The sequence below is a fragment of the Pseudoduganella lurida genome, assembly GCF_007830455.1.
GTDB classification, from domain to species: Bacteria; Pseudomonadota; Gammaproteobacteria; order Burkholderiales; family Burkholderiaceae_D; genus Rugamonas; species Rugamonas lurida.
Genome location: NZ_VLLB01000006.1, coordinates 127,865 through 147,949, shown reverse-complemented (window position 1 = coordinate 147,949; position 20,085 = coordinate 127,865). Strand labels below are relative to the sequence as shown.

Genomic DNA, 20,085 nt, shown 5'->3' with positions numbered 1-20,085 from the left:
CGATCCGGGGCACGCGGCACAGTGGCAATTCGGGGTTTGCCCTCACCATAAGCGGTCCGGGACCATGTAGCCCAAGCACCGCACTGTCGACTCAGCATCATTTAGCCGTTGCCTTATTTTTAGATGCAACACAACTGAAGGAAAAGTAATGAAAAAAACTCTAATCTCCGTCGCAGTTCTGGGCGCCATGAGCAGCGCCGCTTTTGCACAATCGAATGTAACGATCTACGGTATCGTCGATGCAGGTATCGTCAGCGAGCGCGGCGGCAAGCTGGGCAACGTGACCAAGCTGTCGTCCGGCGTGGCCAACGCTTCGCGTATCGGCTTCCGCGGTACCGAAGACCTGGGTGGCGGCCTGTCCGCGATCTTCACGCTGGAAACCGGCTACAAGGTCGACGACGGCACCCTGGACAACACGAACAACACGCTGTTCAACCGCCAGGCCTTCGTCGGCCTGCGTTCGAACACCGCCGGCACCCTGACGGTCGGCCGCCAGTACACCCCTTGGTACAACGCCCTGGCCCAGGTCGGTGACCCGTTCGCCGCCGGCCTGGCTGGCTCGGCCAAGAACCTGTTCCCGGCCAACGGCATCAACCTGCGTAACAGCAACGCCGTCGTGTACCAGACGCCGCTGTTCAACGGCTTCTCCGGCGAAGTGTTCTACGGCTTCGGCGAGCAGTCCGATTCGTCGGCCGGCCGTCAGGTCAGCGCTGCGCTGTCGTACACCAACGGCCCGCTGAACGCGCGTCTGGCGTACAACAACCGCAACAACGACACCGCCACCGGCATCGCACCGGTCGTCGAGCGCGGCATCGGCCACAACAGCCTGCTGGCCGTGAACTATGACTTCAACGTCGCCAAAGCGTTCTTCATGTACAACCAGAACAAGGGCCTGAACAGCGTCGCCTACCCGAACGGTACCGCGTACACGACGGCTGCCATCGCCGCGTCGCAGGACAGCCGCGACGGCCTGGTGGGCGTGCAGATCCCTGTCGCTGGCAAGACCGGCAAGGTCATCGTGTCGTACATCTACGCCGACGACCGTGAATTCGCCAACCGCGATGCCAAGCAGTGGGCCCTGGGCTACACGCACGACATCTCGAAGCGCACCACGGCCTACGTGTCGTACGCGCGCATCGACAACCGCAACGGCGCTTCGTACACCGTCGGTGGCAACACCGAAGTCGGTACGGGCGACACCGCGTTCAACGTGGGCGTGCGTCACTCGTTCTAAGCGTTTCTCGCTTGCCGGCCAGGTTCGCCTGGCCGCACCGAAAACCGGCTGCCTTCGGGCGGCCGGTTTTTTTATGGGCGCGTTAGAATGCGCCATCTCCCATGCCCCGACTGCTCCAATGAAAACAACACATCGCGTCGCCGCACTTGCACTGCTCGCCATCTCCTGCGCCGCCCTTGCGGCCGCACCCTCGAAGGGTGATAAAAAGTCCGCCGCTGAAAAAGGCGGCATCCCGCGCTACGGCATGGCCGTCTATTCCGACCTGTGCGTGCAGCCGGGCGGCGAGTTCGGCGGCCAGCGCATCACGCTGCAGCGCTTTGCCGAAGTGGACACCGTGATCTACGAATACACGGCCGGCGGGCTGTCGTGGCCCGTCGTCGCCAACGATGTCAATGTCGATCCGCGCGGCCGGCAGATGTACTTCACGGTGCAGCCGCCGGACGAGCCGGAGCGCACGCTGAGCGGCAAGTTCTCCGCCGACGGCGAGACGCTCACGCTCGATGGCGGCTACTGCGCGGACGAATCGATCCCCATGAAGCTGGACAAGGTGCGCAACTACGGCCAGCAGCCGAAGGCCTGCCGCGCCTGTCCGGCCGGGAAGGAAAAACCGGCCGAGGCCCCGGCGGCCGGCCAGCCGGAAGCGCCGAAGTGGCAGCCGCTGCCACCGACGCAGGGCTGATACGCCTTAGTTGCGCGCCGCCTCCGCATTGGCGCGCAGCGTTTCCAGCGTGGCGCCCGGCGTGATCAGGTTGCCGTCGTAGCGCAGCTCGATCAGTGCTGGCAGCCCCTTCGCGCGTGTGAAAGCGAGGGCGCGCCCCAGGGCCGGCGCGAACTGCGCGGTGGCTTCCACGATTTCACCGTGGCCGCCATAGGCTTGCGCCAGTGCCGCGAAGTCCGGATTTTCCAGTTCGGTGCCGGACACGCGGCCCGGATAGGTTTTTTCCTGGTGCATGCGGATCGTGCCGAACATGCGGTTGTTGAAGACGATGATGATCACGCCCGCGCCGTACTGCACCGCCGTGGCCAGCTCCTGGCCGTTCATCATGAATTCGCCGTCGCCGGCAAACGCGATCACCGTGCGCGACGGATCGACGATCTTCGCGGCCACGGCGGCCGGCACGCTGTAGCCCATCGCACCGCTGGTCGGCGCCAGCTGCGTGCGCGCGCCGCCGTACGAATGGAAGCGGTGCGCCCAGGTGGCGTAGTTGCCGGCGCCGTTCGTGATGATCACGTCGTGCGGCGCCAGCGTGCCGATCGTCTGCATGACCTGCCACAGGTTCAGTGGCGCCGTGCCGTCGGTGAAGATGGCCGGCTGCTGCTGCCAGGCCTGCAGCTCTGCGCGCGCCTGCGCCACGCTGGCCTGCCACTTGTCCGCCTCGACGGGTGCCAGCGCCGCCAGCATCCGCGCCGCCTGCGGCATGCCGCTGGCGATCATCAGCTCGGCCTGGTACACGCTGCCCAGTTCCTCCGCATGCGGGTGGATGTGCACCAGCCGCTGGCGCGGCACCGGGGACTCGAGCAGCGTGTAGCCGCTCGTCGTCATCTCGCCCAGGCGCGGGCCCAGCGCGATCAGCACGTCCGCCTCGCGCACCCGCGCCGCCAGTTTCGGGTTGATGCCGATGCCCACATCGCCCGCATAGTGGGGGTGTTCGTTATCGAGCAGATCCTGGAAGCGGAACGCGCAGGCCACCGGCAGCGCATTGTCTTCGGCGAAGCGGGTGATGTCGGCGCGCGCCGCGTCCGTCCAGCCGCTGCCGCCCAGCAGCAGCAGGGGGCGTTCGGCCTGTGCCAGCATCGCGCGCAGCTGCGCCATCTGTTCCTGCGCAGGCGCGGCCTGCACCGGCTGGTAACGGCGCGTGTCGGCGACTGCCGCCTGCGTCACCAGCATGTCTTCCGGCAGGGCCAGCACCACCGGACCCTGGCGGCCGCTGGTGGCCACCTGGAAGGCGCGCGCCAGGTATTCGGGAATGCGTTCGGCGCGGTCGATCTGCGCCACCCATTTCGCCATCTGGCCGTACATGCGGCGGTAGTCCACTTCCTGGAAGGCTTCGCGGTCGACGAAGTCGCCGCCCACCTGGCCGATGAACAGGATCATCGGCGTGGAATCCTGGTAGGCCGTATGCACGCCGATCGACGCGTTCGTGGCGCCAGGACCGCGGGTGACGAAGCAGATGCCCGGCTGCCCCGTCAGCTTGCCGTAGGCATCCGCCATGAAGGCCGCGCCGCCTTCCTGCCGGTTGATGACGAAGCGGATGCCGGAGTCGCGCAGCGCGTCCAGCACATCGAGATAGCTTTCGCCGGGCACGCCGAAGGCCGTGTCGACGCCGTGGAGTTTCAGGGCGTCGACCAGGATCTGGCCGCCGGAGCGGGTAGGGAACGTCATCGGAGAACCTCCAGCGATTGGGATGGGGCATTCTAGAACCGCCCCCGGTGGACTGCTTTGCAAATGGCGACACGGTTTTTCAATCCGATGAGCCGGTGCGATCGGGTACAATACGCCCCGAAGCAAGCCAGACAGCCGCTGGTCGATGCAGCAATGCGTTGGCGGGAGGAAGGTCCGGACTCCATAGAGCGGGGTGACGGTTAACGGCCGTCCGCCGAAAGCCCTTCGGGGTATAAGGCGAGGAACAGGGCCACAGAGACGAGCGTATTAAGTTACGGTGAAACGCGGTAACCTCCACCTGGTGCAATTTCAAATAGGCACGCGATGATGCTGCTCGCGGAGCGTGCGGGTAGAAAGCTTGAGCGGTGGAGTAATCCATCGCCTAGAGGAATGGCTGTCATAGCGCTTCGGCGCCGTAACAAAATCCGGCCTATCGGCTTGCTTCACTAAATTCTCGCGATGACGGACTATATCCTGGCCCTCGACCAGGGCACCACCAGTTCCCGCGCCATCCTGTTCGACCACGCCGGCCGCCCGTGCGGTTCGGCCGCGCAGGAATTCCCCCAGCACTATCCCCAGCCCGGCTGGGTGGAACACGACCCCGACGATCTCTGGACGAGCCAGCTGGCCGTGGCCCGCCAGGTGCTGCGCGAGGCGCGGGTGCGTCCCGACCAGGTCCGCGCCATCGGCATCGCCAACCAGCGCGAGACCACCGTGCTGTGGGAGCGCGCCACGGGCCGTGCCGTGGCGCCCGCCATCGTCTGGCAGGACCGCCGCACGGCCGATGCCTGCGATGCCCTGCGCGCGGCCGGCCATGCCGACACCATCCGGGCCCGCACCGGCCTCGAACTGGATGCCTATTTTTCCGCCACCAAGCTGGCCTGGCTGCTCGACCACGTGCCCGGTGCACGCGAGCGCGCCGAGAAGGGCGAGCTGTGCTTCGGCACGGTCGACAGCTGGCTCGCATACAAGCTGTGCGGCGCGCACGTCACGGATGCCAGCAATGCCGCCCGCACCATGCTGTTCAATATCCACCAGCTGCGCTGGGACGACGGCCTGCTGGCGCTGTTCGGCATCCCCCCATCCCTGCTGCCGGCAGTCGTGCCATCGAGTGCGGACGTTGGTATGACCCATGCCGACCTGTTCGGCGCACCGATCGCCGTGGCGGGCATCGCCGGCGACCAGCAGGCGGCCACCTTCGGCCAGGCCTGCCACCAGCCCGGCATGGTGAAAAATACCTACGGCACCGGCTGCTTCATGCTGATGCATGCGGGCGGCACGCCGGCCGTGTCGCACCAGCGGCTGCTGTCCACCGTCGGCTGGCGCCTGCAGGAAGCCAGCCAGCCTTGCTACCTGCTGGAAGGCAGCGTGTTCATGGGCGGCGCCACCGTGCAGTGGCTGCGCGATGGCCTGGGCATCATCCGCACCTCGGGCGACGTGGAGGCGCTGGCATCCTCCGTGCCGGACAGCGGCGGCGTGCTGCTGGTGCCGGCCTTCGTCGGTCTCGGTGCGCCGCACTGGGACCCGTATGCGCGCGGCACCATCGTGGGCCTCACGCGCGGCAGCACGGCCGCCCACATCGCCCGCGCGGCGGTGGAGGCGATCGCCTACCAGAGCGCCGAACTGCTGACGGCCATGCAGCGCGATGCGGCGCAGCCCGTGCTGGAAGTGCGTGCCGATGGCGGCGCGGCCCGCAACGACCTGCTGATGCAGTTCCAGGCCGACCTGCTCGGCGTGCCCGTGCTGCGGCCTGCCGTCACCGAGACGACGGCGCTGGGGGCCGCCTACCTGGCCGGCCTGGCCGTGGGCTTCTGGGCGGACTGCCAAGAGATTGCCGCCCAGTGGCGCTGCGCGCGGCGCTTCGAGCCGGCCATGCCTGCGGACCGGCGGCAGGCGCTGCTGGACCGCTGGGCCCGCGCCGTCGCGCGCGCCAAGGACTGGGAAGCGCCACTTTGACGTCCGGCGGGCGAAAGTGCCCGCTCACGCCGTAACCCGCATGAATGCATCCCTGCGCACGTGATTGATGGTTGCTCTGGCGCGGCCGCTCGCGCCGGACAGGCTGCCCGAATGGCCGCGGCACCGTGCTCGATGGGTGTCAGATTTGTCTAGACAACATATTGCAAATGGGAATTTATTCAGTCCCAACACCACCATTTTCGCCGGAGTGTCTTTTATTTAAAAGGCAATTTTTCCGGACGCCCCCGATAGCGCTCACTGCGCCCCCAGCCGCGCATTTCTGCGGCTGAGCTGGGTAAACTTGCATTCTGATAGGAAAGATTACTTCAGGATTCAAACGTTGCCCCAGCGCGACGGAGTGGTTGCCAAATGACAAGCTTATCGAATTGTCCTGGTTTAATTTTTTACCATTCGGCACAGGTGCACCCGGGCCAGCAGATGAGGTAGAACTTTCAGTAAATTGTCTAGGTGCCTGATTTCTCGACGTTTTCTGACTTGAGACCGCTTCAAGTTATGACGCTAAGTCCTTAATTTCATTAGTAAAAATCGCTTTTTTCCATTCGGAAATCGCTTGACCGCCTATTTGCCATACTCTAAAGTGGGCACCTGTGTGAAAAAGTGTAGTTTTGTGGGATGTTCTGGCGGATCGGCATCACGCGACGTTCACGACAGTTTCGAAAAATAACGTTCTGAAGAGAAAATACAGCCGTGTTCCAAGGCGCGTCCGCAATCACTCTCGATGCGAAAGGCAGGATGTCCATTCCCGCCAAGCACCGTGACGCCCTGCTGATCCAGTGCGAAGGCCGCCTGACGCTCACGAAACATCCCGATGGCTGCCTGCTGATGTACCCCCGCCATGCATGGGAAGCGAAACGCGACCAGATCGCCGCCTGGCCGATGGCCGCGCGCGGCTGGCAGCGCATCCTGCTGGGCAATGCCGTCGATGTCGAGATGGATTCGGCCGGCCGCATCCTCGTCGCCCCGGAACTGCGCACTGCCGCCGGCCTGGGCCGCGAGGTCGTGCTGTCCGGCATGCTCACGCACTTCGAGATCTGGGACCCGGTCAAGCGGGACGAGAACGAGCAGGCCACCATCGATGCCGGCATGCCCGCCAACCTGTCCGACTTTGCCTTCTGAGAGCGCCGCCATGACCCACCCAGCGGAGCCATCCTTCCAGCATCGCACCGTGCTGCTCGATGAAGCAGTCGATGCGCTGGCCATCACGGGCGAGCGTGTCCACGGTACCTATATCGACGGCACCTTCGGCCGCGGCGGCCACAGCCGCCTGCTGCTGTCGCGCCTGGGGGAGCGGGGCCGCCTGATCGCGTTCGACAAGGACCCGCAGGCGATCGCCACCGCACAGGGCATCGCCGACCCGCGCTTCACGATCGTGCACGACAGCTTCGCGACGATGGCCGACGCCCTCGCCGAACGGGGCGTCGCGCAGGTCGATGGCGTACTGCTCGACCTGGGGATCTCGTCGCCCCAGGTCGATGACGCCGCCCGCGGCTTTTCCTTCCGTAACGACGGTCCGCTGGACATGCGGATGGACACGACGCGCGGCATCTCCGCGGCCGAATGGCTGGCCACGGAAACGCAACAGACTCTCGAAAAGGTGATCAGGGATTATGGGGAAGAACGGTTTGCTTTTCAGATTGCAAAGGCGATTGTTGCTCGCCGGGCAGTCGAACCAATTTCAGGCACACGACAGCTTGCCGGCATCGTGGCAGGCGCGGTCAAAACCCGGGAGAAGGGCAAGGATCCGGCCACACGGACCTTTCAGGCTATCCGGATTTTCATCAATCAGGAGCTTGAGGACCTCGAAGCCGGATTGAAGCAGGCCTACGAGGCGCTGGCGCCGGGCGGCATCCTGTCGATCATCAGCTTCCATTCGCTGGAAGACCGCATCGTCAAGCAGTACTTCGCCAGCCTGGCCAACGTGCCGCAGCCGGACCGCCGCCTGCCAATCCGCGCCGTCGACCTGCCGCAGCCGAAGCTCAAGCTGATCGCGCGCGTGAAGCCGTCCGATGCCGAAGTCGAGGCCAATCCGCGCGCGCGCTCCGCCGTGATGCGGGTTGCAGTTCGTCTTCCTGTGCGCCTGCCGGACACGGGCAGCGAGGTGAGGGCGTGACCGGCAAGCTCAATGTGGTTCTGGCAGCCTGCCTGGTGGGCTGCGCGCTGGCGCTCGTCAATACGCAGTACCAGGCGCGCCACCTGTTCATCGAACTGGAACGGGCGCAGGCCAAGGCACGCCAGCTCGACATCGAATGGGCCCAGCTGCAGCTGGACCAGTCCACGCTGGGCAAGCACGCCCGCATCGAGGACATCGCGCACCGCGACCTGGGCATGACGCAACTGACGCCGGCCCGCACGCAGTACCTGACGGAGGGGCAGGAATGAACCGCCCGGCCCGGAACGGCGGTGCGGCCGGTGCGCGCGTGGCCGCGTCGAAAGGCGTGTCCTTCTCGAAGAGCCCCGTGCTGGCGGTGCGCCTGCCCACCTGGCGTTCGCGCGTGGTGCTGTTCGTGCTGTTCGCCGCGTTCGCGGCGCTGGGCGCGCGCGCCTTGTGGCTGCAGGGCGTGTCCACCCAGTTCCTGCAGAAGCAGGGCGAGATCCGCTACGCGCGCACCATCGAACTGCCGGCCACGCGCGGCAAGATCATGGACCGCAACGGCCAGGTGCTGGCCTCGTCGATTCCCGTGAAGGCCATCTGGGCGATTCCGGACGACGTGCTGCAGGCGCCGGCCGAAAAGATCCGCGCGCTGGCCGGCCTGCTCGACATGAGCGAGGCCGACCTGCGCAAGAAGCTCGATTCCGACCGCGGCTTCGTCTACCTGAAGCGCCAGGTCGAGCAGGACGTGGCCGACAAGATCGCCAAGCTGGGCATCGAAGGCATCGACACGCGCAAGGAATACAAGCGCTTCTATCCGCAGGGCGAAGTCATGACGCACGTCGTGGGCTTCACCAACGTGGAAGACGTGGGCCAGGAATCGATGGAGCTGGCGCACCAGAAGACGCTGGTCGGCTCGACCGGTTCGCGCCGCGTCATCAAGGACCGCCTGGGCCACATCGTCGAGGACATCGGCGCCAAGCACGAGCCGCACGACGGCAAGGACCTGGAGCTGTCGGTCGATTCGAAGATCCAGTACATCGCCTTCACGCAGCTCAAGGGCGCCGTGGAGAAGTTCAAGGCCAAGGCCGGCGCCGCCGTGGTGCTGGACGTGCACACGGGCGAGGTGCTGGCGCTGGCCAACTACCCCAGCTACGACCCGAACGACCGCCGCAAGCTGACCGGCGCGCAGCTGCGCAACCGCGTCATGACGGACTCGTTCGAGCCCGGCTCCACCCTGAAGCCCGTCACCGTGGCGCTCGCCGTGGACAAGGGCAAGGTCACGCCGCACAGCACCATCGACACGGGCAACGGCCGCCTGACGATCCTCGACCGCACCATCAGCGACACCAAGGCGCACGGCGTGATCACGGTGCAGCAGGTGGTCGAGATGTCGTCGAACATCGGCACCTCGAAGATCGCGCTGTCGATGCCGTCGCAGGACATGTGGGAGATGTTCACGAAGGTGGGCTTCGGCCAGCAGCCGAAGTGGGGCTTCCCCGGCGCCGTGGCCGGCCGCGTGCGTCCTTATAAGTCGTGGCGCCCGATCGAGCAGGCCACCATGAGCTACGGTAACGGCATCTCCGTGTCGCTGATCCAGCTGGCGCGCGCCTACCTGATGTTCGCCCGCGATGGCGACACGATCCCCCTCACGTTCGAAAAGGCCAGCGAGATGCCGGCCGGCCAGCAGATCATCAAGCCGGAAACGGCGCGCGCCATGCGCGAGATGCTCGAGATGGTCGTCTCCGGCAAGGACGGCACGGCGAAGAAGGCGCAGATTCCCGGCTACCGCGTGGGCGGCAAGACGGGCACCGCCTACAAGGTGGAGAACGGCCGCTACGCGATGCCGCGCAAGTACATCGGCTCGTTCGTGGGCATCGTGCCGATGTCCGCGCCGCGCTTCGTGATCGCCGTGATGATCGACGAACCCACCGAGGGCGGCCACTACGGCGGCTCGGTGGCCGCACCCACGTTTGCCAAGGTGGCCGAGAACGCGCTGCGCGCGATGAACGTGCCGCCCGATTCCACGGTGACGGAAATCGTGGTGCCGGCGGACTCCGGACCGGAGGCCATGTAATGAGCGCCATGAACGACCATAACGATAACGATAAAGACAGCGACAGCGACAGCGGCGCCATCGCGGCATGGATCCGCCAGGCCGCGCCGAATGGCCAGCTGGCTTCCGACTCGCGCCGCATCCGCCCGGGCGATGTGTTCTTCGCTTACCGCAATGGCAATGGCGACGGGGCAGGCGACGGCCGCAGCTTCATCGAAGGCGCCATCGAGCAGGGCGCCGCCGCCGTGGTCTACGACCCGGCCGGTTTCGACTGGAAGCCCGAATGGAAGGTGGCGCACCGCGCCGTGCCATCCCTGCAGCAGCAAGCCGGCCCGATCGCGCACGCCGTGTATGGCCGTCCGGATGCGGGCATGTTCAGCGTCGGCATCACGGGCACCAATGGCAAGACCTCCACCGCCGTCTGGCTCGGCAGCGCACTGGCGCGCACCGGCGACACGACGGCCGTCATTGGCACCCTGGGCGTGGGCCTGTTCCATGGCCGCGGCGAGCCGCAGTTCACCACCACCGGCTACACCACGCCGGACCAGGTGCTGCTGGCCCGCACGCTGGACGAATGCCGCGCCGCCGGCGCCCGCGCGCTGGCCATCGAAGTCTCGTCCATCGGCCTGGAGCAGGGCCGCGTGACGGGCATGCATTTCGACGTGGCGCTGTTTACCAACCTCACGCGCGACCACCTCGATTTCCACGGTTCGATGGACGCCTACGAAGCGGCCAAGGGCAGGCTGTTCGCCTGGCCGGGCCTGAAGGCGGCCGTGGTCAACCTGGACGATCCGGCCGGCGTGCGCATGGCCGCGCAGGTGGCCGGTGCCACCGTCCATGGCTACACGCTGAAGAATGAGATCGACGTGGCGGCACTGCCGGGCGTGGCGATGATCCGCGCCAGTCAGGTCAAAAGCCGCAGCGCCGGCACCGAATTCCATGTCGACACGCCGGCCGGCAGCGCGCAGGTGAAGACGCAGCTGGTGGGCGCCTTCAATGTCAGCAATGCGCTGGGCGTGCTGGGCGTGCTGCTGGCGAAGGGCCTGCCGCTGCGCGCCGCCGTCGAGGCGATCGAAGCGCTGGCGCCCGCGCCGGGCCGCATGCAGCTGGTCGGCGGCAACGAGGCGCCGATGGTCGTCATCGATTATGCGCACACGCCCGATGCGCTGGAAAAGACGCTGGACGCGCTGCGCGCCGTGGCGGCCGACCGCAACGGCCAGCTGTGGTGCGTGTTCGGCTGCGGCGGCGACCGCGATCCGGGCAAGCGCCCGCAGATGGGCCGCATCGCGCAGACGCTGGCCGACCACGTGCTGGTCACCAGCGACAATCCGCGCAGCGAGGACCCGCACTCGATCATCGAACAGATCGTGGCCGGCACCGACACGACGCGCGCCGTGCAGACGGTCGAGGACCGTGCCGCCGCGATCCTGTCCGCCGTCAAGAACGCGGCGAAGGCCGACGTGATCCTGGTGGCCGGCAAGGGCCATGAGCCGTACCAGGAGATCAAGGGCAAGAAGCTGCCGTTCTCGGACCTGGACCATGCGCAGCTGGCACTGACCGCGCGCCTGACGATGATGAGGCAGAACTGATGGACGACATGAAGGTGACAGGATAATGCGCGCAACTCTCGACCAGCTCCTGCACGCCCTGACCGGTTCCACGCTGGTGGGCGAGGCCGTCGCTTTCGACGGCGTGTCGACCGACAGCCGCACGGTGGCACCGGGCGCGCTGTTCGTCGCGCTGCGCGGCGAAGTGTTCGACGCGCACAGCTTCCTGCCGCAGGTCGCGCAGCATCATGTGGCCGCTGTCGTCGTCGAGGAAGTGCCGGAAGGCTTCGCGCTGCCTGCCATCGTCGTGCCGGACACGCTGGTGGCACTGGGCCAGATCGCCCACTGGTGGCGCAACCAGTTCGACCTGCCCGTCATCGGCGTCACCGGCAGCAACGGCAAGACGACGGTGAAGGAAATGATCGCCGCGATCCTGGGCGCCGCGCATGGCGAGGAAGACCGCCTGGCCACGCGGGGCAACCTGAACAACGAGATCGGCGTGCCCCTCACGCTGTTCCGGCTGGCCACGCACCATTCGTCCGCCGTCGTCGAACTGGGCATGAACCACCCGGGCGAGATCGGCCGGCTGGCGCAGATCGCCGCGCCGACCATCGCGCTGGTGAACAACGCCCAGCGCGAACACCAGGAATTCATGCACACAGTGGAAGCCGTGGCGCGCGAGAACGGTGCCGTGCTGGCCGCGCTGCCGCCGGACGGCGTGGCCGTGTTCCCCGCGGCGGACGAGTTCACGCCGATCTGGCGCGAACTGGCCGGCGCGCGCCGCACGCTCACCTTCGGCCTCACGAAGGAGGCGGACGTGAGCTGCTCGTTCCGTCCCGCCGACTTCGGCAACGAGATCTTCGTGTCGATCCGGCGCGAGGACGGCGAGCTGGAACAGTTCTACATTGGTCTGCAGGCCGCCGGCGCACACAATGTGCGCAACGCGCTGGCCGCCGTCGCCTGCACGCATGCGGCCGGCATCGCGCTGGAAAAGATCAAGGAAGGCCTGGACCGCTTCGCGCCCGTCAGTGGCCGCCTGCAGCAGAAGCGTGCCGCGAACGGCGCCGCCGTCATCGACGACACCTACAACGCCAACCCGGACTCCGTGCGCGCCGCCATCGACGTGCTGGCCGGTTTCCCGGCGCCGCGCCTGCTGGTGCTGGGCGACATGGGCGAAGTGGGCACGCAGGGCCGCGAGTTCCATGAAGAGATCGCCGCGTATGCGGCACAGAAGGGCATCGAAGGGGTGCTCGTGACGGGCGAGCTGGCGCAATTCATGGCACCGCATGCCCGTCACTTCGAAGCGTTCGACGCACTGCTGGCGGCAGTCGATGCCGCGGTGACGCCGGACACCACAGTTTTGATCAAGGGCTCCCGTTTCATGAAGATGGAGCGGGTCGTGCAGCATTTGATTGGACCGCAACAAGCTAACAAGGAACCACACTGATCATGCTGCTCTGGCTCGCACAATACCTGCAGGACGACATAGGCGCTTTCCGCGTCTTCAACTTCATCACGTTCCGCGCGGTGTTCGCCACCATCACGGCCCTCGTCATCGGCCTCGTCGCCGGTCCCGCCGTCATCCGCAAGCTGACGGCCATGAAGTACGGCCAGGCCGTGCGTACCGACGGCCCGCAGACGCACCTGAAAAAGCATGGCACGCCCACCATGGGCGGCGTGCTGATCCTGATCGCGATCGGCACCGCCACCCTGCTGTGGTGCGACTGGTCGAACCGGCTGATCTGGCCCGTCATCGTCGTCACGCTGGGCTTCGGCGCGGTGGGCTGGGTGGACGACTACCGCAAGGTGGTGCGCCAGGATCCGGAAGGCATGCGCTCGGCGGAAAAATACTTCTGGCAGTCGCTGGTGGGCGTGGCCGCTGCGCTGTACCTGGCCTTCTCCGTGTCGGCACCGACGCCGGCCGAAGTCTTCAAGCTGTTCTTCGCGTGGGTGCAGTCCGGCTTCTCGCTGGACCTGCCGCCGAAGGCCGACCTGATCGTACCGTTCTTCAAGACGATCAGCTATCCGCTGGGCGTGTGGGGCTTCATCGCGCTGACCTACTGCGTGATCGTGGGCACGTCGAACGCCGTCAACTTCACCGATGGCGCCGATGGCCTGGCCATCATGCCAACCGTGATGGTCGGTTCCGGCCTGGGCCTGTTCGCCTACCTGACGGGCAGCGCCACGTACTCGAAATACCTGTTCATCCCGCACATTCCCGGTGCCGGCGAGCTGATCATCTTCGTCGGCGCGATGGCCGGCGCGGGCCTGGCCTTCCTCTGGTATAACACGCACCCCGCGCAGGTCTTCATGGGCGACGTGGGCGCGCTGGCGCTGGGCGGCGCGCTGGGCACCATTGCCGTCATCGTGCGCCAGGAGATCGTGCTGTTCATCATGGGCGGCATTTTTGTCGCCGAAACGCTGTCCGTGATCATCCAGGTGGGCTGGTTCAAGTACACCAAGAAGCGCTACGGCCAGGGCCGCCGCGTGTTCCTGATGGCGCCGCTGCACCACCATTTCGAACAGAAGGGCTGGAAGGAGACGCAGGTCGTCGTGCGCTTCTGGATCATCACGATGATGCTCGTGCTGCTCGGCCTGTCGACGTTGAAACTGCGGTAATCACAAGATGATCTACAACGGCAAAATCGCGCTGGTACTGGGGCTGGGGGAATCCGGCCTGGCGATGGCGCAGTGGCTGGCCCGCTGCGGCGCGCTGCTGCGCGTGGCCGATACGCGCGGCGTGCCGGACCGCCTGGCCACCCTGCGCGAGACGCTGCCGGGCACGCAGTTCATCGCGGGACCGTTCGACGCCAGGCTGCTCGATGGGGTGGATTTCGTTGCCGTCAGCCCCGGCCTGGCGCCGGACCGCGAACTGTCCGCGCTGCTGCCCGCCGCCGCCGAAAAGAATATTCCCGTCTGGGGCGAGATCGAGATGTTCGCCCAGGCGCTGGCCTGGCTGAAGACGGACCGCGCCTACGCGCCGAAGGTCATCGCCATCACGGGCACCAACGGCAAGACCACGGTCACGTCGCTGACGGGCCAGCTGTGCGAACGCGCCGGCCTGTCCGTCAAGGTGGCCGGCAATATCAGCCCGGCCGCGCTCGATGTGCTGCGCGAGGCCATGGACAGCGAGTCCCTGCCGCAGGCCTGGGTGCTGGAACTGTCCAGCTTCCAGCTGCACACCACGTATTCGCTGCAGGCCGATGTGGCCACGGTGCTGAACGTGACGCAGGATCACCTGGACTGGCACGGCACCATGCAGGCCTATGCGGACGACAAGGCGCGCATCTTCGGCGCCGGCACGGTGCGCGTGCTGAACCGCGCCGATGCCTACGTGATGCGCATGGCGAATGCCACCGGCACCAACATCACCTTCGGCACGGATGAACCATCCGCACCGAACGATTTCGGCCTCGTCAACGAGCGCGGCATCCACTGGCTGGCCACGGCCGAGCCGGTCGATGATGCGGAGCCGCGCAGTTCAAGCCGATCATCGCGGCGCAAGCATGAACCCATGCCGGCCGTCGAAACGAGCGTAAAAAAATTGATGCCGGCCGATGCGCTGCAGATCCGCGGCACGCACAACGCGACGAATGCGCTGGCCGCGCTGGCCCTGTGCCGCGCCATCGGCCTGCCACTGGCGCCGCTGCTGCACGGCCTGCGCGATTATCGCGGCCAGCCGCACCGCGTGGAGCTGGTCGCGTCGATCAACGGCGTCGATTTCTATGACGACAGCAAGGGCACCAACGTGGGCGCCACCGTGGCCGCCATCGACGGTCTCGGCACCGCTTTCACGGGCGACAGCCAGAAGCTGGTGCTGATCGCCGGTGGCGACGGCAAGGGCCAGGCATTCGATCCGCTGGCCGGCCCCGTGTCCCGTTACGTGCGCGCCGTGGTGCTGATCGGCCGCGATGCGCCGGCCCTCCGTACCGCGCTGGCGGACACCGGCGTGCACCTGGAAGATTTCAAGACCCTGGAAGAAGCCACGAAGCGCGCCGCCGCGCTGGCGCAGTCGGGTGACGCCGTGCTGCTGTCGCCCGCGTGCGCCAGCCTGGACATGTTCAAGAATTATGCGCACCGCGCGCAGGTGTTCATCGACACCGTGCGCGACGTGGCGCTCGACGCGGGGCAGGAGCTCTGATGGCCTTCCAGCTCCCGTTCAAATTCCTCGGCGGCGCCTCCGTCACGCCGATCGACATCCGCGCGCGGCAGTCGCGCATGATGGAATACGACCAGCCACTGGTGTGGGTCGTGATCCTGCTGCTCCTGCTGGGCATGGTGATGGTGTACTCGGCGTCGATCGCGCTGCCCGATTCGCCCAAGTTCGCCGCCTACAAGAACTCGTACTTCCTGACGCGCCAGGCCACCTTCATCATCATCTCGGCCGTGGCCGCGGCGCTGACGTTCCGCATTCCCGTCGCCACCTGGCAGAAGGCCGCGCCGTATGTCTTCATCGGCACGCTGTTCCTGCTGCTGCTGGTGCTGATTCCCGGCGTGGGCGTCGTCGTCAACGGCGGCCGGCGCTGGCTGTCGCTGAAGGTCTACAACCTGCAGCCTTCCGAACTGATGAAGCTCTTCATCGTGCTGTACGCCGCCGACTACACGGTGCGCAAGCAGGAATACATGCACAAGCTGACCAAGGGCTTCTTGCCGATGGCGCTGGCCGTCAGCTTCGTGGGCCTGCTGCTGCTGCTCGAACCCGACCTGGGCGCGTTCGGCGTGATCGTCTGCATCGCGATGGGCATCCTGTTCCTGGGCGGCGTGAACGCCATCTGGTTCGGCGGCATCGCCGGCATGCTGGTGACGATTTTCGTTGCCATCATCGCGCTATCCAAATTCCGGCGCGACCGCTTCTTCGCCTACCTGAACCCGTGGGAAGAAGAGAATGCGCTGAACAAGGCCTACCAGCTGACGCACTCGCTGATCGCCTTCGGCCGCGGCGAGCTGTTCGGCGTTGGGCTGGGCGGCAGCGTGGAGAAGCTGCACTACCTGCCGGAAGCGCATACCGACTTCCTGCTGGCCGTGATCGGCGAAGAACTGGGCCTGGCCGGCGTGCTGGTTGTCATCGGGATGTTCTACTGGATCGTTAAACGCGCTTTCGACATCGGCCGCCAGGCCATTGCCATCGACCAGACCTTCGCGGGCCTCGTCGCGAAAGGCATCGGCATCTGGATCGGCGTACAGACCTTCATCAATATGGGCGTGAACCTGGGCCTGCTGCCCACCAAGGGACTGACGTTGCCGCTGATGAGCTATGGCGGCACGGGCGTGCTCGTGAACTGCATCGGCCTGGCGATCCTGCTGCGCATCGACTACGAGAACCGCGTGCTGATGCGGGGTGGCCGCCTATGAACGGGAAAAAGCAGCTGATGATCATGGCGGCCGGCACCGGCGGCCACATCTTCCCCGGCCTGGCGATCGCGCAGACGATGCGCGAGCGCGGCTGGGACGTGTCGTGGCTCGGCACGTCGCACGGCATGGAGCAGGAACTGGTGCCGAAGCACGGCATCGCGATGGATGCGATCCATTTCTCCGGCATGCGCGGCAAGGGCCTGGCGCATACGCTGTCCGGCGGCATCAAGATGCTCAAGGCCTTCGGCGACTGCTTCGAGATCCTCGGCCGCCGCAAGCCCGACGTGATCCTGGGCATGGGCGGCTACGTGACGGTGCCCGGTGGCGTGGTGGCGAAGGTGCGCGGCGTGCCGCTGGCGCTCGTCAATGCGGATGCGGCGCTGCTGCTGTCGAACAAGACGCTGGCACCGGTGGCGGCGAAGGTGTGCTTCGGCTTCCCGGCCGATTTCGGCAAGGCGGCCGGCAAGGCGGTCGTCACCGGCAATCCGGTGCGCGCCGAGATCCTGGCCCTGCCGACGCCGGACCTGCGTTTCGCGGACCGCGAAGGTCCCCTGAACATCCTGGTGGTGGGCGGCAGCCTCGGTGCGCAGGCGCTGAACAATGCGCTGCCCGCCGCGCTGGCACTGCTGCCGGCGGATCGGCGCCCGGTGGTCACGCACCAGTCGGGCAAGAAGAATATCGAGGCGCTGCGCACCGCGTATGCCGGGGCGAACGTGACGGCCAATGTGGTCGACTTCATCGATGACATGGCCGCCGCGTACGAACGGGCCGACGTGGTGATCTGCCGCGCCGGCGCGATCACCGTTTCGGAACTGACGGCGGCCGGCGTGGCCAGCGTGCTGGTGCCGCTGGTCGCCTCGACGACCAGTCACCAGCGCGACAACGCGCAGTGGCTGGCGGGCCTGAACGGCGCGCTGCACATGCCGCAGACGGAACTGAACCCGCAAAGCCTGGCGGCGCTCCTGCAGACGCTCACGCGCACGGCCTGCCGCGGCATGGCCATCGCGGCACATGCGGCGGGGCGGAGGAACGCGAACGAGGCGATCGCGCACGTACTGGAATCATTGGTGGACAAAAAAGCATGAAGCATAAAGTCAAGAACATTCACTTCGTCGGCATCGGCGGCAGCGGCATGAGCGGCATCGCCGAGGTGCTGCTCACGCTCGGCTACCACGTGAGCGGCTCGGACCTGGGCAGCAATGCCGTCACGCAGCGGCTGGCGGACATGGGCGCCACGATCCACCAGGGCCACGCGGCGGAATATATCGGCGCCGCCGATGCGGTGGTCACGTCGACCGCCGTCGCGAAGGACAATCCGGAAGTGGTGGCCGCGCGGGCGAAGAAAATCCCGATCGTGCCGCGCGCCGTGATGCTGGGCGAACTGATGCGCCTGAAGCGGGGCATCGCCATCGCCGGCACGCACGGCAAGACCACGACCACGTCCCTGGTCGCTTCCGTGCTGGCGCAGGGCGGCCTGGATCCCACGTTCGTGATCGGCGGCCGCCTGACGGCAGCGGGTGCGAACGCCAAGCTGGGTTCGGGCGAATACCTGGTGGCCGAGGCGGACGAGTCGGATGCGTCGTTCCTGAACCTGGCACCGATGATCGAGGTGATCACGAACATCGATGCCGACCACATGGAAACCTACGAGCACGATTTCGAGAAGCTGAAACAGGCCTTCGTGCACTTCACGCACCGCCTGCCGTTCTACGGCCGCGCCATGCTGTGCATCGACGACCAGCACGTGCGCAGCATCCTGCCGCAGGTGACCAAGCCGGTGACGACCTACGGGTTCGCGGAGGACGCCGAAGTGCGCGCCGTGAACGCGCGCGCCGTCGGCACGCAGATGCACTTCACGGTGCTGCAGGAAGGCTATCCGGACCTGGACGTGGTGCTGAACCAGCCCGGCATGCACAATGTGCAGAACGCCTGCTCGGCCGTGGCGATCGCCCGCGAGATCGGCGTGCCCGATGAAGCCACGCAGGCCGGCCTGGAGAACTTTGCCGGCGTGGGCCGCCGCTTCACCAAGTATGGCGATGTGGCCATCCCCGCTGGTGGCGCATTCACACTTGTCGACGATTTCGGCCACCACCCGGTGGAAACGGAAGTGACCGTGGCTGCCGCGCGCGCCGCCTATCCGGACCGCCGCCTCGTGCTGGCATTCCAGCCGCACCGCTACACCCGCACGCGCGACCTGTTCGAGGACTTCGCCAAGGTGCTGTCCACGGTGGACGTGCTGGTGCTGGTGGAAGTGTATCCGGCCGGCGAGGCGCCGATCGTCGGTGCCGACGGCCGCTCGCTGGTGCGCGCCATCCGCGCGCGCGGCAAGACCGAACCGGTGTTCGTCGAGACGATCGGCGAGCTGCCGGAAACGATCATGACGGTGGTGCGCGACGGCGACGTGGTGCTGACGATGGGCGCCGGCGCGATCGGCGGCGTGCCCGCGAAGCTGGTGAGCATGAGCAAGGAGGCTGCAGCATGACGACTCTGACACAGGAAGACATCCGTGCCTTCGGCAAGGTGGGCGTGCTGTTCGGCGGCCGTTCGGCCGAACGCGAAGTCTCGATCATGTCCGGCACCGGCGTGCTGGCCGCGCTGCGCAGCCAGGGCATCGACGCGCATCCGTTCGACCCGGCCGAGCGTTCGCTGGGCGAGCTGGCCGCGGAACGGTTCGACCGCGTGTTCATCGCGCTGCACGGCCGCCTCGGCGAAGACGGCAGCCTGCAGGGCGCGCTGGAACTGCTGGGCATTCCGTACACGGGCAGCGGCGTGATGGCCAGCGCGGTGGGCATGGACAAGATCACCACCAAGGTGCTGTGGCTGAAGGCCGGCCTGCCGACGCCGGCCTACGCCGTGCTGCACGATGACGCCGACCTGCCGGGCGTGGCCGCGACACTGGGCCTGCCGCTGATCGTCAAGGCGCCGCGCGAGGGTTCCTCGATCGGCGTGTTCACGGTGAACGCGCTGGACGAATTCCAGGCCGCCTACGACAAGTGCGCACCGCTGGACGACGCCGTGCTGGTCGAGTCGTTCGTGACGGGCCGCGAATTCACGGTCGCGGTGCTGGGCACGGGCGCCACGGCGCGCGCGCTGCCGGTCGTGGAGATCGTGGCGCCGAAGGGCAACTACGACTACCAGAACAAGTATTTCACCGACACCACGCAGTATTTCTGCCCGCCGCAGCTGGACGAGGCGATCCAGGCCGAGATGGCGCGCATCGCCGTCGAGGCCTACCGCACGCTCGGTTGCGAAGGCTGGAGCCGCGTGGACGTGCTGCTGCGCGAGAGCGACCAGCGTCCGTTCCTGCTGGAGGTGAACACGTCGCCGGGCATGACGAGCCATTCGCTGGTGCCGATGGCGGCGCGCGCGGTGGGGTTGTCGTATGAGGCGCTGTGCGTGGAGATTCTTCGTTCCGCGCGCCTGAAGAACACCAAGGTTTAAGGACGG

General features: G+C 66.6%; 16 protein-coding genes and 1 other RNA gene. 16 read left to right on the top strand and 1 reads right to left on the bottom strand.

All coding sequences use genetic code 11. The annotated features are described in order from the left end of the window. Positions 1–148: 148 nt before the first annotated feature. Positions 149–1,234 carry a porin gene (locus IP91_RS17560; protein WP_145650391.1) on the top strand — a complete coding sequence of 362 codons (1,086 nt, stop codon included), beginning with the start codon at positions 149–151 and terminating at the stop codon, positions 1,232–1,234. A 118-nt stretch (positions 1,235–1,352) separates the two neighbouring features. Further along, positions 1,353–1,913 carry a hypothetical protein gene (locus IP91_RS17555; protein WP_145650390.1) on the top strand — a complete coding sequence of 187 codons (561 nt, stop codon included), beginning with the start codon at positions 1,353–1,355 and terminating at the stop codon, positions 1,911–1,913. A 6-nt stretch (positions 1,914–1,919) separates the two neighbouring features. Here the strand turns inward: IP91_RS17555 and IP91_RS17550 are convergent, their stop codons facing one another. Next, positions 1,920–3,617 carry a thiamine pyrophosphate-binding protein gene (locus IP91_RS17550; protein ID WP_145650389.1) on the bottom strand — a complete coding sequence of 566 codons (1,698 nt, stop codon included), beginning with the start codon at positions 3,615–3,617 and terminating at the stop codon, positions 1,920–1,922. A 119-nt stretch (positions 3,618–3,736) separates the two neighbouring features. Here IP91_RS17550 and rnpB point away from each other — a divergent pair. The 14 genes from rnpB (at position 3,737) to IP91_RS17480 (ending at position 20,079) form a co-directional block, all read left to right on the top strand. After that, an RNA gene (rnpB, locus tag IP91_RS17545) (RNase P RNA component class A) lies at positions 3,737–4,066 on the top strand. Positions 4,067–4,076: 10 nt separating this feature from the next. Next, positions 4,077–5,573, top strand: a complete 1,497-nt coding sequence (gene glpK / locus IP91_RS17540) for a glycerol kinase GlpK (protein ID WP_145650388.1) — start codon at positions 4,077–4,079, stop codon at positions 5,571–5,573. A 708-nt stretch (positions 5,574–6,281) separates the two neighbouring features. Then, positions 6,282–6,710, top strand: coding sequence for a division/cell wall cluster transcriptional repressor MraZ (mraZ, locus tag IP91_RS17535; RefSeq protein ID WP_145650387.1), 429 nt, complete (start codon positions 6,282–6,284; stop codon positions 6,708–6,710). 10 nt (positions 6,711–6,720) lie between these two features. Further along, entirely contained in the window at positions 6,721–7,704 is a 984-nt protein-coding gene (gene rsmH / locus IP91_RS17530; protein ID WP_145650386.1) for a 16S rRNA (cytosine(1402)-N(4))-methyltransferase RsmH, read from the top strand. Beyond that, positions 7,701–7,973, top strand: coding sequence for a cell division protein FtsL (ftsL, locus tag IP91_RS17525; RefSeq protein WP_145650385.1), 273 nt, complete (start codon positions 7,701–7,703; stop codon positions 7,971–7,973). The genes rsmH and ftsL overlap by 4 nt, the downstream gene beginning before the upstream one ends. Next, on the top strand, positions 7,970–9,760 hold the full coding sequence (locus IP91_RS17520; RefSeq protein ID WP_145650384.1) for a peptidoglycan D,D-transpeptidase FtsI family protein: 1,791 nt from the start codon (positions 7,970–7,972) through the stop codon (positions 9,758–9,760). Before ftsL ends, IP91_RS17520 begins: the two co-directional genes overlap by 4 nt. Beyond that, positions 9,760–11,328, top strand: coding sequence for a UDP-N-acetylmuramoyl-L-alanyl-D-glutamate--2,6-diaminopimelate ligase (locus IP91_RS17515; RefSeq protein WP_145650383.1), 1,569 nt, complete (start codon positions 9,760–9,762; stop codon positions 11,326–11,328). Before IP91_RS17520 ends, IP91_RS17515 begins: the two co-directional genes overlap by 1 nt. A 25-nt stretch (positions 11,329–11,353) precedes the next feature. Next, on the top strand, positions 11,354–12,733 hold the full coding sequence (locus IP91_RS17510) for a UDP-N-acetylmuramoyl-tripeptide--D-alanyl-D-alanine ligase (RefSeq protein WP_145650382.1): 1,380 nt from the start codon (positions 11,354–11,356) through the stop codon (positions 12,731–12,733). A gap of 2 nt (positions 12,734–12,735) precedes the next feature. Beyond that, complete coding sequence (gene mraY / locus IP91_RS17505) at positions 12,736–13,905, top strand: phospho-N-acetylmuramoyl-pentapeptide-transferase (RefSeq protein WP_145650381.1); 1,170 nt, start codon at positions 12,736–12,738, stop codon at positions 13,903–13,905. A 7-nt stretch (positions 13,906–13,912) separates the two neighbouring features. Further along, a complete protein-coding gene (gene murD / locus IP91_RS17500) occupies positions 13,913–15,427 on the top strand; it encodes a UDP-N-acetylmuramoyl-L-alanine--D-glutamate ligase (RefSeq protein ID WP_145650380.1) in 1,515 nt (504 codons plus the stop codon). Then, positions 15,427–16,638: a putative lipid II flippase FtsW gene (gene ftsW, locus IP91_RS17495; RefSeq protein ID WP_145650379.1), complete on the top strand. Its 1,212-nt coding sequence runs from the start codon at positions 15,427–15,429 to the stop codon at positions 16,636–16,638. The genes murD and ftsW overlap by 1 nt, the downstream gene beginning before the upstream one ends. Further along, entirely contained in the window at positions 16,635–17,723 is a 1,089-nt protein-coding gene (gene murG / locus IP91_RS17490) for an undecaprenyldiphospho-muramoylpentapeptide beta-N-acetylglucosaminyltransferase (RefSeq protein WP_145650378.1), read from the top strand. The genes ftsW and murG overlap by 4 nt, the downstream gene beginning before the upstream one ends. Further along, positions 17,720–19,120 carry a UDP-N-acetylmuramate--L-alanine ligase gene (gene murC / locus IP91_RS17485; protein ID WP_145650377.1) on the top strand — a complete coding sequence of 467 codons (1,401 nt, stop codon included), beginning with the start codon at positions 17,720–17,722 and terminating at the stop codon, positions 19,118–19,120. Before murG ends, murC begins: the two co-directional genes overlap by 4 nt. Next, positions 19,117–20,079: a D-alanine--D-alanine ligase gene (locus IP91_RS17480; protein ID WP_145650376.1), complete on the top strand. Its 963-nt coding sequence runs from the start codon at positions 19,117–19,119 to the stop codon at positions 20,077–20,079. Before murC ends, IP91_RS17480 begins: the two co-directional genes overlap by 4 nt. Positions 20,080–20,085 lie beyond the last annotated feature (6 nt).

Bases quoted from the DNA above. Each gene is read 5' to 3' on its own strand.
- IP91_RS17560 (WP_145650391.1), top strand. From the start codon at position 149: ATGAAAAAAACTCTAATCTCCGTCGCAGTTCTGGGCGCCATGAGCAGC.
- IP91_RS17555 (WP_145650390.1), top strand. From the start codon at position 1,353: ATGAAAACAACACATCGCGTCGCCGCACTTGCACTGCTCGCCATCTCC.
- IP91_RS17550 (WP_145650389.1), bottom strand. From the start codon at position 3,617: ATGACGTTCCCTACCCGCTCCGGCGGCCAGATCCTGGTCGACGCCCTG.
- glpK (WP_145650388.1), top strand. From the start codon at position 4,077: ATGACGGACTATATCCTGGCCCTCGACCAGGGCACCACCAGTTCCCGC.
- rsmH (WP_145650386.1), top strand. From the start codon at position 6,721: ATGACCCACCCAGCGGAGCCATCCTTCCAGCATCGCACCGTGCTGCTC.
- IP91_RS17520 (WP_145650384.1), top strand. From the start codon at position 7,970: ATGAACCGCCCGGCCCGGAACGGCGGTGCGGCCGGTGCGCGCGTGGCC.
- IP91_RS17515 (WP_145650383.1), top strand. From the start codon at position 9,760: ATGAGCGCCATGAACGACCATAACGATAACGATAAAGACAGCGACAGC.
- IP91_RS17510 (WP_145650382.1), top strand. From the start codon at position 11,354: ATGCGCGCAACTCTCGACCAGCTCCTGCACGCCCTGACCGGTTCCACG.
- mraY (WP_145650381.1), top strand. From the start codon at position 12,736: ATGCTGCTCTGGCTCGCACAATACCTGCAGGACGACATAGGCGCTTTC.
- murD (WP_145650380.1), top strand. From the start codon at position 13,913: ATGATCTACAACGGCAAAATCGCGCTGGTACTGGGGCTGGGGGAATCC.
- ftsW (WP_145650379.1), top strand. From the start codon at position 15,427: ATGGCCTTCCAGCTCCCGTTCAAATTCCTCGGCGGCGCCTCCGTCACG.
- murG (WP_145650378.1), top strand. From the start codon at position 16,635: ATGAACGGGAAAAAGCAGCTGATGATCATGGCGGCCGGCACCGGCGGC.
- murC (WP_145650377.1), top strand. From the start codon at position 17,720: ATGAAGCATAAAGTCAAGAACATTCACTTCGTCGGCATCGGCGGCAGC.
- IP91_RS17480 (WP_145650376.1), top strand. From the start codon at position 19,117: ATGACGACTCTGACACAGGAAGACATCCGTGCCTTCGGCAAGGTGGGC.